Annotated in this window: 12 protein-coding genes and 2 pseudogenes; 6 read left to right on the plus strand and 8 right to left on the minus strand. The window is 64.1% G+C overall.

Annotated elements, in window-relative coordinates; genetic code table 11:
• Positions 1-112: 112 nt before the first annotated feature.
• From EET03_RS30655 to EET03_RS02560, 6 genes and pseudogenes are all read right to left on the minus strand, one after another.
• Entirely contained in the window at positions 113-544 is a 432-nt protein-coding gene (locus tag EET03_RS30655; protein ID WP_208648977.1) for a site-specific integrase, read from the minus strand.
• A 2-nt stretch (positions 545-546) separates the two neighbouring features.
• Positions 547-1,368 carry a tyrosine-type recombinase/integrase gene (locus tag EET03_RS02545; RefSeq protein WP_208648978.1) on the minus strand — a complete coding sequence of 274 codons (822 nt, stop codon included), beginning with the start codon at positions 1,366-1,368 and terminating at the stop codon, positions 547-549.
• 77 nt (positions 1,369-1,445) lie between these two features.
• Positions 1,446-1,778 (minus strand): annotated as a pseudogene (locus EET03_RS02550) (enoyl-CoA hydratase-related protein); the annotation flags it as partial.
• A 76-nt stretch (positions 1,779-1,854) separates the two neighbouring features.
• Entirely contained in the window at positions 1,855-2,010 is a 156-nt protein-coding gene (locus EET03_RS30660; RefSeq protein WP_208648979.1) for a hypothetical protein, read from the minus strand.
• On the minus strand, positions 1,988-2,296 hold the full coding sequence (locus EET03_RS02555) for a DedA family protein (RefSeq protein WP_075541405.1): 309 nt from the start codon (positions 2,294-2,296) through the stop codon (positions 1,988-1,990). Before EET03_RS02555 ends, EET03_RS30660 begins: the two co-directional genes overlap by 23 nt.
• A gap of 64 nt (positions 2,297-2,360) precedes the next feature.
• Entirely contained in the window at positions 2,361-4,400 is a 2,040-nt protein-coding gene (locus EET03_RS02560; protein WP_075541406.1) for a prolyl oligopeptidase family serine peptidase, read from the minus strand.
• A gap of 65 nt (positions 4,401-4,465) precedes the next feature.
• Here EET03_RS02560 and exaC point away from each other — a divergent pair, with 65 nt between their 5' ends.
• Genes exaC through EET03_RS02580 form a run of 4 tightly spaced genes read left to right on the plus strand, consistent with a single transcriptional unit; the run spans position 4,466 to position 7,366 of the window.
• Positions 4,466-5,989, plus strand: coding sequence for an acetaldehyde dehydrogenase ExaC (gene exaC, locus EET03_RS02565; RefSeq protein ID WP_075541407.1), 1,524 nt, complete (start codon positions 4,466-4,468; stop codon positions 5,987-5,989).
• Positions 5,990-6,019: 30 nt separating this feature from the next.
• Positions 6,020-6,508 carry a DUF779 domain-containing protein gene (locus EET03_RS02570; RefSeq protein ID WP_063472018.1) on the plus strand — a complete coding sequence of 163 codons (489 nt, stop codon included), beginning with the start codon at positions 6,020-6,022 and terminating at the stop codon, positions 6,506-6,508.
• A gap of 20 nt (positions 6,509-6,528) precedes the next feature.
• The gene (locus EET03_RS02575) at positions 6,529-6,807 is read left to right on the plus strand and encodes a putative holin (protein WP_063472115.1); all 279 of its coding nucleotides are present in this window, start codon (positions 6,529-6,531) and stop codon (positions 6,805-6,807) included.
• A complete protein-coding gene (locus tag EET03_RS02580) occupies positions 6,800-7,366 on the plus strand; it encodes a hypothetical protein (RefSeq protein WP_099193932.1) in 567 nt (188 codons plus the stop codon). The genes EET03_RS02575 and EET03_RS02580 overlap by 8 nt, the downstream gene beginning before the upstream one ends.
• Here EET03_RS02580 and EET03_RS32890 read toward each other — a convergent pair.
• Together EET03_RS32890 and EET03_RS02595 are read right to left on the minus strand one after the other, a co-directional pair.
• Positions 7,363-8,655: pseudogene (locus EET03_RS32890) on the minus strand (PPE family protein). The gene EET03_RS02580 and the pseudogene EET03_RS32890 sit on opposite strands and share 4 nt — an antisense overlap.
• 261 nt (positions 8,656-8,916) lie before the next feature.
• Positions 8,917-9,774: a hypothetical protein gene (locus tag EET03_RS02595; protein ID WP_136625634.1), complete on the minus strand. Its 858-nt coding sequence runs from the start codon at positions 9,772-9,774 to the stop codon at positions 8,917-8,919.
• A 310-nt stretch (positions 9,775-10,084) separates the two neighbouring features.
• Here EET03_RS02595 and lpdA point away from each other — a divergent pair, with 310 nt between their 5' ends.
• Both lpdA and EET03_RS02605 read left to right on the plus strand, forming a co-directional pair.
• Positions 10,085-11,479, plus strand: a complete 1,395-nt coding sequence (gene lpdA, locus EET03_RS02600) for a dihydrolipoyl dehydrogenase (RefSeq protein WP_075541411.1) — start codon at positions 10,085-10,087, stop codon at positions 11,477-11,479.
• 9 nt (positions 11,480-11,488) lie between these two features.
• A complete protein-coding gene (locus EET03_RS02605) occupies positions 11,489-11,764 on the plus strand; it encodes a hypothetical protein (protein ID WP_075541412.1) in 276 nt (91 codons plus the stop codon).
• Positions 11,765-12,009: the final 245 nt, after the last annotated feature.

Raw genomic sequence — 12,009 nt, forward strand, 5'->3', positions numbered from 1 at the left:
CACCTTGCCGCCTTGGCGGAACGTACGGCGCAGATACACCGATTCGTAGCAACGCTTCTCACCGGAGCCGGTCACGTGAGCCCTGCGCACTTTGGCTACGTGCACCTTCTCGTTACGGCGTGACATAATAGGTAATCCTAGCCATCCCGACGAAGAAATCCCGTGAACGACACACTCTATTTTGTCTACATTTCTTGCGGGTCAACAGACTGAACCGCAGCTCACACCCCAGATCCCCGCCAAAACCCGGATTAACTTCGGTGTAGATATCGGCCGTGGTGGACAGGTGGGCGTGACCGAGGATCGCTTGGACATCACGCATCGTCAGCAATTGATCGCGGCTCATGCGCACCGCCGCCGTATGCCGCAGATCGTGCATTGACCAGTTGGTGCCCAGCTGCTGATTGGCCCTCCGGAATACGGCGCGCAAGGCTTCGTAATCGACCTGATGTCTTGTGAGTCCGCCGCCGTGGTCACGACGCCGCAGCGTCCACCACAGCGGATCATTCGATTCCAGCGGCGTGGCCAGATCGGACAGATACAACCTCAACCACACACAAAGGCGTCGGAGCTGGCCGGTAGCCACTGCACCGCACCAGACCCTTTGCGACGCACTTGTATCAACTGTTCACCCCAGTCGACATATACGACACGCAGACCAAGGATCTCACCAGATCGCGCCGCGCTACTGACCGTCATACTGAGCAATGCCCGATCCCGATTCGATCGCAGCGCCGCAAACAGCTCCGTCCAGCGCTCATCCGATAGCGCTCGCGGCTGCTGCTTGGGCAGCCGAGGGTTATATGCCAGGCGCCCACCAGCCCGAAACGGTTGCAGTGGGTTGTGGCCTGCGTTGGGACGCTCAGACGCTCGGTGATCGATACTCACCGGGTTAAGAAGCGGTCCCTCGCCGGCATCAATCCAGTACGCGTAGAAGTCGCGCAACACAGCATTGCAATGCCGGATGGTTCGGGCCCGGTAGTTGTCATCCAGATACTGCTTGCGGGTCAGCGGGTTGAGCGTGCCCACAGTCGCCGCCGAGCGCGTCCGGGCATGCCGACGCCACTTCGTTGTCGACTTCAGCCACAAAACGAAATCCTTCACTTCCGTCGAAGTCGCCCGGTCCCATTCGATCCCAACCGCTTTCAACCACCGCCACCACCGCAGAAGGTCAAAAGCGTAGCTCCGAATGCTGAGCGGCGAACCGCCACGCGCAACGAACTGCCGGAGGTATCGCTGAACGGGGTCGACCTCAATGCCCTCATCGCTTAGGACGGCCCAAGGCACCGGACCGTCCGCTGGCACTACCCGACCCCACCGCGGCACCACAATCGCGGATAAATCCCGTTCAATGTCTTCTTCCTGCATGACACGACACCTACCGCAGGAGTACGACACCCCAGTTGTGCGATCTCGGAGTGTTGCCTCTTAGTCCGGTCAACGGAGAACTTCTGCGTCGGACCGGTCTCGCGGGCGGTGACCATTGCGAAATCCTTGCCCGGATCCCACTTGCCGGCGGTCATCATGGCCTCGCCCCAGTGCTGGAAGCCGCTGCCGAAGTCGTAACCACCGGAGAAGGCGCGTCCGGCGCCGCGCAGCACGATGACCTTGATGTCTCGGTCGCGCTCGGCCAGCCCGACAGCTGCCTCGATCTCGTCGGGCATGGGCGGGACGATCGTGTTGAGGTGTTCCGGGCGATTCAACGTGATGGTGGCGACGGGGCCGGCCGTCGAGTAGAGCAGCGTTTCGAAGTCGGGTATCGACCGGGGATTAGGCATAGCCGAAGCGAAGCCGCTGGGGGACTTCAATGTCAAGCGCTTGTCATTGCGAGGCGCACGGGACGTCTTGTGTTTCTTACGTTTCCGCGTCGTGCCCGGGTCGCCGTTTGAGCAGCCAACGGACCAGCAGGGCGACGGCAAGGACGGCCGACGCTGCCCACACGTACTTCTCGTAGCGCTGGAAATCCGCGTAGATCGCCCCGATGTGATCACCGGCCAGATAACCGACCAACACCCACAGGGCGACCCACGCGGCGCACCAACCGCCGCCCGCCGCACCGGCCGATGACGTAGCCGATGTTGTCGCCGCCCATCGCCGCCAGCATTCCGAGCGCCAGCACGGCGACGAGGTTCAACTGCCCGGTGCCTGCGTACCGCCCGGCCGCGATCAGGATGGTTTGGCCGGGCAGGGGTGCCCCGAAGCCCTCCGCCCGGACCAGGACGATGATCGCCGCGTAACCGTCACGGTCCAAGACGGGTGCAAGCCAGTGAAGTGCTCCGGGCAGCTGCGCAGACATGACAACAGGGGTGCCCAAAGATGCGTGCCGCTAGACGCCGCGACTGCGACCGTGCGCATCGCGGTTACCGGCGGCCGCCCAGCATCCGGTGCAGGAAGGAGTAACTCAACGCCGACTTGAAGGCCAGCTGCTCGTTGTCGGCCGCGCCGGCGTGCCCGCCCTCGATGTTCTCGTAGTACCAGACTTGATGGCCCGCGGCCTCCAGGGCGGCCGTCATCTTGCGGGCGTGGCCCGGGTGGACGCGGTCGTCGCGGGTGGAGGTGGTGATGAGCACCGGCGGGTACCTCCGGTCCGCTGAAATATTCTGGTAAGGCGAGTATTCGGAGATGAATTTCCAGTCGTCGGGGTTGTCGGGGTCGCCGTATTCGGCCATCCAGGAGGCTCCGGCCAGCAGCAGGTGATAGCGCTTCATGTCCAGCAGCGGCACATCGCAGACCAGCGCGCCGAACTTCTCCGGGTACTTGGTCAGCATGATGCCCATCAGCAGCCCGCCGTTGCTGCCGCCCCGGGCACCGAGCTGCCGGACCGTGGTGAGCTCTCGTTTCACCAAATCCGTTGCAACTGATGCGAAGTCCTCGGCCACCTTGTGCCGGTCAGCGCGCATCGCCTGGGTGTGCCAGCCGGGCCCGTACTCGCCGCCGCCGCGGATGTTGGCCAGCGCGTAGGTGCCGCCGCGGGCCAGCCACAACCGGCCCAGCACGCCGTCGTATGCGGGTGTTCTGGACGTCTCGAAGCCGCCGTAGCCGCTCAGCAGCGTGGGGCCGGGTCCGTCGGCGGCTGCGGGCCGCACGACGAAATACGGAATGGCCGTCCCGTCGTCAGACTTAGTGAAATACTGTGCCACCGTGAGATTTTCGGCATCGAAGAAGGCCGGCGCGGACTTGATCGGGGCGAGTTGTCCGTCGTCGGTGCCGCGCAGCAGTCGCGAGGGCGTGTCGAATCCGCTGGAATCGAGGAAGAACTCGTCGCCGTGGTTGTCGGCGGTGACGACGACGGTGTGGGTCGCCGCGGGGATGCCCGCCAACCCTTGTCGCTGCCAGCTGCCCGGGGTGGCGATTTCGACGCGGCTGGCGACGTCGGCGAGGGTCACGATCAGCAGCCGGTCGCGGGTCCACAGGTACTGATGCAGGGCGGTATGTGGGTCGGGTTCGAATACCACACGCAATTGCGCAGTGCCGGCAAGGAATTCGTCGTAGTCCGCGGCCAGCAGGGCGCCCGCGGGGTAGCTGGTGGCGCCTATCGTCCAGTCGGTGCGCAGTTCGATCAGCAGCCACTCGCGGTGCACGGACACGCTGGCGTCGGTGGGCGCATCGATCCGGATCAGCTCCGCGCCGCGCAGCTCGTAGACCTCGTCGTTCCAGAAGTCGAGTGCCCGCGCAATCATGGTGCGCTCGAAGCCGGGGGTGCGATCCACTGACGCCATGACGCGGACGTCGGCGCGGGCGCCCTCGAACACCGTCTCCGCCTCGGCCAGCGGGGTGCCCCGGCGCCATCGCTTGACCACCCGAGGGTAGCCGGATTCGGTGAGGGAATCAGCGCCGAAGTCGGTGCCCACCAGCACGGTATCCGGGTCTTGCCAGGAGATCTGGGACTTGGCTTCCGGCAGCTCGAATCCGCCGTCGACGAATTGGCGTGTCCGCATGTCGAATTCACGCACGACAGATGCATCCGAGCCGCCCGGCGACAGGCCGATCAGCGCGCGGGTGTGGTCGGGTTCGATGACGCCGGCGCCGGCCCACACCCATTTCTGGCCGTCCGCTCGTCCGAGTTCGTCGACATCGATCAGGACGTCCCATTCCGGGTTTTCGTTGCGGTAGCTGTCCAGCGTGGTGCGCCGCCACAGCCCCCTGGGGTTGGCGGCGTCGCGCCAGAAGTTGTACAGGTATTCGTCGCGGCGCACCACGTAGGGGATCCGGGTATCGGTGTCGAGCACCTCGAGCGCCTCGGCCCGCATCCGCTCGAAGTCGGCCTCGAAATCGCCGCCGCAGAACCGGGCCATGGTCGGCTCGTTGCGTGCGCGCACCCAGTCCAGTGCGTTCTCGTCGGTGATGTTCTCCAGCCACAGGTACGGGTCATCGGACGTCTCAGCGCTCATAGAAGCCATGAGAAGCCATTCTGGCCGCGGCGGTAGTGTGAGCTGTATTACATGACTAGCGAGGAGCCGAAAAGATGACTGTCTTTGTACGTCCGGGTTCCGCCGGTGCGCTGATGTCGTATGAACCCCGGTACGAGAACTTCATCGGCGGCGAATGGGTCGCACCCGCCCAGGGCCGCTACTTCGAAAACCTGACGCCGGTGACCGGACAGCCGTTCTGTGAGATACCGCGGTCCGACGAGGCCGACGTCGACAAGGCGCTCGACGCGGCGCACGCCGCGGCGCCGGGGTGGGGCAAGACCGCGCCCGCGGCGCGGGCGGCGATCCTGAACAACATCGCCGACCGCATCGACGAAAACCGGGCCGCGCTGGCGGTGGCCGAAGTGTGGGACAACGGCAAACCGGTCAGGGAGGCGCTGGCCGCCGACATTCCGCTGGCCGCAGACCATTTCCGGTATTTCGCCGCGGCGATCCGCGCCCAGGAGGGAACGCTTTCCCAGATCGACGAGAACACCGTCGCCTACCACTTCCACGAGCCGCTGGGAGTGGTCGGCCAGATCATTCCGTGGAACTTCCCGATCCTGATGGGCGCCTGGAAATTGGCGCCGGCGCTGGCCGCCGGCAACACGGTGGTGCTCAAACCCGCCGAGCAGACGCCTGCTTCGGTGCTGTATCTGATGTCACTGATCGCTGATCTGCTGCCGCCGGGGGTGGTCAACGTCGTCAACGGATTCGGCTTCGAGGCGGGAAAACCGCTGGCGTCCAGCAACCGGATCGCCAAGGTAGCCTTCACCGGCGAGACCACGACCGGTCGGCTGATCATGCAATATGCCTCACAGAACCTGATTCCGGTCACCCTGGAACTCGGCGGCAAGAGCCCCAACATCTTCTTCTCCGACGTGATGGCGGCCAACGACGATTTCCAGGACAAGGCGCTGGAGGGCTTCACCATGTTCGCCCTCAACCAGGGCGAGGTGTGCACCTGCCCGTCACGCAGCCTGATCCAGGCCGACATCTACGACGAGTTCCTGGAACTGGCGGCGATCCGAACCAAGGCGGTTCGGCAAGGTGATCCGCTGAACACCGAGACGATGCTGGGCTCGCAGGCCTCCAACGACCAGCTCGAGAAGATCTTGTCCTACATCGAGATCGGCAAGGAGGAGGGGGCCAAGGTCATCACCGGCGGCGAGCGCGCCGACCTCGGCGGTGACCTGGCCGGCGGGTTCTACCTGCAGCCCACCATCTTCGCCGGCAACAACGCGATGCGGATCTTCCAGGAGGAGATCTTCGGGCCGGTGGTGGCGGTCGCGTCGTTCACCGACTACGACGATGCGATCGGCATCGCCAACGACACCCTCTACGGTCTGGGAGCTGGTGTGTGGAGCCGCGACGGCAATACCGCCTACCGGGCTGGCCGCGACATCAAAGCCGGGCGGGTGTGGGTCAACTGCTACCACGTCTATCCACCGCACGCGGCGTTCGGCGGCTACAAGCTGTCCGGCTTCGGCCGTGAGTGCCACAAGATGGCGCTCGAGCACTACCAGCAGACCAAGAACCTGATGGTGTCCTATTCCGACAAGGCGCTGGGATTGTTCTGACAATGGGGCTGTTCTGATGCTCGGGCTGTTGTGAACCCGCCCACCCGCGCGCTCATCACCGCGTCGGCCGCCGAGTTGCTGGCCCGGCTGCACGAGCAGCACGGTCCGCTGATGTTCCACCAGTCGGGCGGCTGCTGCGACGGGTCCTCGCCGATGTGCTACCCGCAGGGGGACTTCCTCGTCGGTGACCGCGACGTCCTGCTCGGTGTGCTCGATGTGACGGAAGCGGGGGTGCCGGTATGGATCTCCGGTCCGCAGTACCAGGCTCAATATCGAGAGCAGCACACCCAACTGGTTATCGACGTGGTGCCGGGCCGCGGCAGCGGGTTCAGCCTGGAAGCCCCCGAGGGCGTGCGCTTTCTCAGTCGCGGCCGGGTCTTCACCGACGAAGAGAAGGCCCAGGTCGAAGCTGTTCCGGTGATCACCGGCGTGGCTTACGCGCGGGGTGAGCGGCCGCCGGTACGTGGTGAGGTTGTCGCCGACAACGCGCCGGGAGCGTGCCGGGCCACTGGGGCGTGACCGCAGTAAGGTCGTACAACGTGATTCCCCTTCCACGTGCGCGGCTGCTGACGAGCGCCATGCTGGTTGGTAACGCGGTCGGCTTGCTGGCGGGAGTGGCGGGAACCGTCTTGGTCCATGCGCGGATGCGGCCGGACATCGTCATTGCGCTGGTGGTCGGGATTCCCAGCGTGCTCGGGCTGGCGATCATTCTGTTTTCCGGGCGTCGTTGGGTAACGACGCTGGGCGCCTTCATCCTCGCGCTGGCGCCGGGGTGGTTCGGTGTGCTTGTGGCGATCCAGGTGGCAACCGGTGGCTGACAAAGAGGTTGACCAAGATCACGTTTCGGACCCGGGGACGGCACCGTTTGTGCCCGATTTCGACACCGGCTCGCAGCCCTTGCCCGTGTTGGCCGCCCCAGCGGAGAAGGCCGACTCGGCGACGCAGCCCAAGGAGGAGCCTGAATGCCCTTCGTCGACCCCGCCGGTCGCGGAGGCACACACCGAGGCGTCGGCGGGCGAGTCGGCTGCCACACCGGTGCAGGTGCCCGGCCGCTACCAGTACCTGAAGTGGTGGAAGTTGCTGCTGGTCATCCTCGGAACGTGGTTCGCCGCGGCCGAGATCGGGCTGAGTCTGTTCTATTGGTGGTATCACACGCTGGATAAGACGGCGGCCGTCTTTGTCGTCTTGGTTTATGTGGTCGCGTGCACCGTGGGCGGCTTGATTCTGTCGATGGTGCAGGGCCGGCCCATGATCGCGGCGTTGTCGCTGGGGGTGATGTCGGGGCCGTTTGCCTCGGTCGCTGCGGCGGCGCCGCTGTACGGCTATTACTACTGCGAGCGGGTAGGCCACTGTCTGGTCGGCGTTATCCCCTATTAGGCGCTCGCGGGCAGGGTGTGCGCAGCGTCGAGCAAACCCGGCTCCCAACCGGCCGGCAGCATTGGCACCCGCGCGCCGCCACCCGACTCACCACCGCCGATCGTGGTCAACCCGCCGGCCTGCACCGCGGCCCCGGCGGGCGTGGCCCCGGCAAACCCGATCACGCCAGCACCCTGATCAGCAGCCGCCACCGACGCCGATATCCCCGAGGCGCCCGCCGTCGTTGCCGCTGATACCAACGGCGCTTGCGGCAATACCGCCGATGCACCTGCCAATGGCCCTAGTGCGCCAACGTCACACCCGTCGCCGGCACAGCGGTCACCGCAGCCACGCTCGAGTCGGCAGCAGCCATGGCCACCGCAGCCGTCGACAGCGCCATCCCCTCAGCAACTGACGTCGCCAAAGCCGGAATAAGACCAAGACCCGCGCCGCCAAGAATCCATTCGAGGATCGCACCTGCGACGATGAAAGGATCTATCAGTACCTGCCAAGCCAATGATAAAGGGAAAAGTACCAAATTAGGAGGTAATTTTCCAGCAAATCAAGGGCGGTGGCAAAGTGGCCAGTCAAAAGGAACCAAAGCGCTTTGATAAAGAATTCCGGACCCCACAAAATCAACAAGAATGGCTCAAAAATCGCCAGTATGCTATTGGACCATTCGCTCACAATTAATAGAGGTAGCTCAAATAATAATTTCTGAATCGGGTCGAGGGCGGCGGCTTGGACGATGTCGGCGGCGATAGCTGTCCCAGGTTTGACGATGACCGGTGCCGGACTCGTGCGCGGTATGGAGGTTAGTGCGGTAGCGGAGACCGCGTGGTAGACGCTCATCGTGGTGGCGGCTTGGATCCACATCCGCGCATAGTCGGCCTCATTTAGTGCGATGGGATCGTGTTGAGGCCAAAGAAATTCGTCGCCAACAACACGGCGTGGGTGGCGTGGTTAGCCGCCAGCTCGCTCAATGTCGGCATCGTCGCCAAGGCACTCACATAGGCCGTCGCCGCAGCCTTATGAGCAGCAGCGGCTTGCTCGCTATCGGCGCTGGCTTACATCAACCACGCCGTATACGGCGCATAGGCCGCGACACAACACTCCGCGGCGGGACCGTCCCACGCGCCGGCTTGCATCCCGGCGAGCACCGCAGTCAATTCTTCGGCGACCGACACGTACGCCGCACTCAGCGCTGTCCAGGTTTCCGCCGCGACCAGCAACGAACCCGGTCCCGGACCCGCATAAAGTAATCCCGAATGCACCTCCGGCGGCGAAGCCGAACACACCGGCGCCGTCACTTCGTAGCATCTGCAAGTGAGTTCGAGGCTATCGCGGCGTCACTGGCGGGATTGCCAAGAGCGGGCTGATGAGGGCCAACTTCGGAGCGGCTCGGCTCGTCGGCTCCCGATGCTTGTTGAACGGCACGGCTTGCGCGATGCTCAGCGATATGGGATTCCCCGCTGGGGTCGCCGGTGTGGTAGTCGCTGGCCCCACAGCGGCGGACGCGGCATGCCGTGTGGACCTTCGACACCGCCATCCTGGAGTCAGCGCTTGGTCGACTATCCGCGAAGGCTCCCGATCCCGCCGCATTCTGCACCAAGTGTGGTCCTGTTGAGGTCGGGATATGCGCGCGCCGCGTAGTGCTGTACCAATACAGGCAAGTCGGCGAGCCGCACGACCAGACTCTCAAATGGCGAGAGCGATATCGCAACCATGTGCCCTTCGGCCCGGTCAACCTCCGTTGGCGCAATGAGCACTACCCCTTGCAATGTCGGCCGTGGTATCGCGGGTGAGATGAAAGCAGAGACCATGCCTTTCAATAGCCCCAACTCGGATTCGGGACAGTAATCCGCCGGATTGATTCGGCAATCTTTCACGGCACGTTTGGCAAGGCCCAGTTCTGCGGCGACGCGGTGTAACAACCGGCGATTGATGGTGAAGTCGCCCGCCCCGGTGAACAGAAAGTGCTGGTTGTCCAGCCGCACCGTCATCGTCTTGTTGACCAGCAGCACGGTGCCGTCGAGCCCGCCCGCTATCAGGGTCTGCTTGGTGCTGGCTTTCACGGAGGGCGGATGGCGAATGATCGCGTGGTAAATACCCAGACTGAAAATGATGCCATGCAGAAGTTCGATCGCTTTACAGGAAAGAGTCGCGACGTCGAGCAGGTTTTCACGCCGCTTCAGTTGAGCCGTCGCCGCGGCGTCGGGCAGCGTCGCCCAAACCTCCTCAATGGGCGGCAGCGTCGCAATACATCGTTCGATCGTGGTGAACGACCGCGGCGGCAGCGCGCTTACGGCGAGCATCGTAGCCGTGGTCGTGCCGGTGTCCTCGGGCCAGACTGGGTGATCGGCTCGGCCGAAACGATGCTCTCGGATATCGGTAATCCCCATTGCGCCCACTTCTTTCGATTGCGTCAATTCTAAAGTCGCGGCCCCGGCGCCGCGTCGAAACGATGAACTAAGTAGCGTCGCGGCCGATCGGACGGCGCGCGCAGTTCAGGGTGACCGGCGACTGCCGCACCGTGACGACCGATTTCCAACGGCTTCCAGCGTCTTGCAGCGACGAAGCCGGACCGCGTTCCGACGCGGTTTCACGCATCGGGCGGATCGTGCCGGCTATGCCAGTCGCCTCCGCGGCGTCAACGGCTGTGGTGATCTGTGGTGATTGCCATCGTGACTGCCCTGACTCGGTCCCGGTCCGGGCATTGCAGCCGTTAGGGTAGTGCCCGTGACTCACTATGACGTCGTCGTCCTCGGGGCCGGCCCGGGCGGATACGTGGCCGCTATTCGTTCCGCGCAGCTCGGTCTGAACACCGCAATCGTTGAACCGAAATACTGGGGCGGCGTCTGCCTCAACGTCGGCTGCATTCCGTCCAAGGCGTTGCTGCGCAACGCCGAACTCGTGCACATCTTCACCAAGGACGCCAAAGCTTTCGGCATCAGCGGCGAGGCCACCTTCGACTACGGCGTCGCCTTCGACCGCAGCCGAAAGGTGGCCGAGGGTCGCGTCGCCGGGGTGCATTTTTTGATGAAGAAGAACAAGATCACCGAGATCCACGGCTACGGCAGGTTTACCGATGCCAACACGCTCTTGGTCGATCTCAACGACGGCGGTACCCAAGAGGTCACCTTCGACAACGCCATCATCGCCACCGGCGCCAGTACCCGGCTGGTGCCCGGCACGTCGCTGTCGGCCAACGTGGTCACCTACGAGGAACAAATCCTGTCCCGGGAGTTGCCGAAGTCGATCATCATCGCCGGAGCCGGCGCCATCGGCATGGAGTTCGGCTACGTGCTCAAGAACTACGGCGTCGACGTGACCATCGTGGAATTCCTGCCGCGGGCACTGCCCAACGAAGACGCCGAGGTGTCCAAGGAGATCGAGAAGCAGTTCAAGAAGCTGGGCGTCAAGATTCTCACCGGTACCAAGTGCGAGTCGATCACCGACAACGGCTCCGAGGTCACGGTGGTGGTCAGCAAGGACGGCAAATCCGAGGAACTCAAGGCCGAGAAAGTATTGCAGGCCATCGGCTTTGCACCGAACGTTGACGGCTACGGGCTGGAGAAGACCGGTGTTGCGCTGACCGACCGAAAGGCCATCGGCATCAGCGACTACATGCGGACCAGCGTGCCGCACATCTATGCGATCGGCGACGTCACCGGGTTGCTGATGCTGGCCCATGTCGCCGAGGCCATGGGTGTGGTGGCGGCCGAAACCATCGCCGGCGCAGAGACTTTGGCGCTGGGCGACTACCGGATGTTGCCGCGGGCGACCTTCTGCCAGCCGCAGGTCGCCAGCTTCGGGCTCACCGAGCAGCAGGCCCGCGACGAAGGTTACGACGTCGTCGTCGCCAAATTCCCGTTCACCGCCAACGGCAAGGCGCACGGCCTGGGCGACCCCAGCGGTTTCGCCAAGCTGGTGGCCGACGCCAAGCACGGCGAGCTGCTGGGTGGGCACCTGATCGGCCACGACGTGTCCGAGCTGCTGGCCGAGCTCACGCTGGCGCAGAAATGGGACCTGACGGCCACCGAGCTGGCACGCAACGTCCACACTCACCCGACGATGTCGGAGGCGCTGCAGGAGTGCTTTCACGGCCTGACCGGTCACATGATCAACTTCTGAGTCACCCGAATGATTCGCACCAAGACCCTCGCGGGTGGCATCGGCGGTCTGGCCACCGGCTACGTGCTGTGGCTGGTGGCCATTTCGATCGGCGAGGACCTCACCACGGTGAGCAGCTGGAGCGTGGCGGTGTTGCTGCTTTCGGGCGTGCTGGCCGTCTGTGCTGTGCTGGGCGGCTTGCTGCTGCGCTGGCGCGGCGACGACCTGTGGGCGGCCTTCGCGTTCGGCCTGCCGATTCTGCCCGTGGCGCTGACGTTGGCGGTGCTGGCCGACATCTATATCTGAACCGCTGATATAGATCGGGGTGGTCCTTCACAAACGCCTCCGGAGGTGTCAGGAAGGGATCTGTAAGTGATTCCTTTTTGAGGTCCGTGTGTTGGCGCACGCGGGTTTCCTGACACGTCCCCGGAGGTGTTGTTATGTCTGTGCATCTTGCCCCAGTCACGTTGTCCACGATCGTCGTTGCCGTCGATGTCGGCAAGACCTCGGCGGTGCTCTCGGCGACCGATAGCGCCCGTCATCGTGTGTTC

Origin of the sequence: Mycobacterium innocens (assembly GCF_900566055.1) — a bacterium.
Lineage (GTDB): Bacteria > Actinomycetota > Actinomycetes > Mycobacteriales > Mycobacteriaceae > Mycobacterium > Mycobacterium innocens.

Bases quoted from the DNA above. Each gene is read 5' to 3' on its own strand.
- EET03_RS02555 (WP_075541405.1), bottom strand. From the start codon at position 2,296: ATGTCTGCGCAGCTGCCCGGAGCACTTCACTGGCTTGCACCCGTCTTG.
- exaC (WP_075541407.1), top strand. From the start codon at position 4,466: ATGACTGTCTTTGTACGTCCGGGTTCCGCCGGTGCGCTGATGTCGTAT.
- EET03_RS02605 (WP_075541412.1), top strand. From the start codon at position 11,489: ATGATTCGCACCAAGACCCTCGCGGGTGGCATCGGCGGTCTGGCCACC.
- EET03_RS02560 (WP_075541406.1), bottom strand. From the start codon at position 4,400: ATGGCTTCTATGAGCGCTGAGACGTCCGATGACCCGTACCTGTGGCTG.
- EET03_RS02545 (WP_208648978.1), bottom strand. From the start codon at position 1,368: ATGCAGGAAGAAGACATTGAACGGGATTTATCCGCGATTGTGGTGCCG.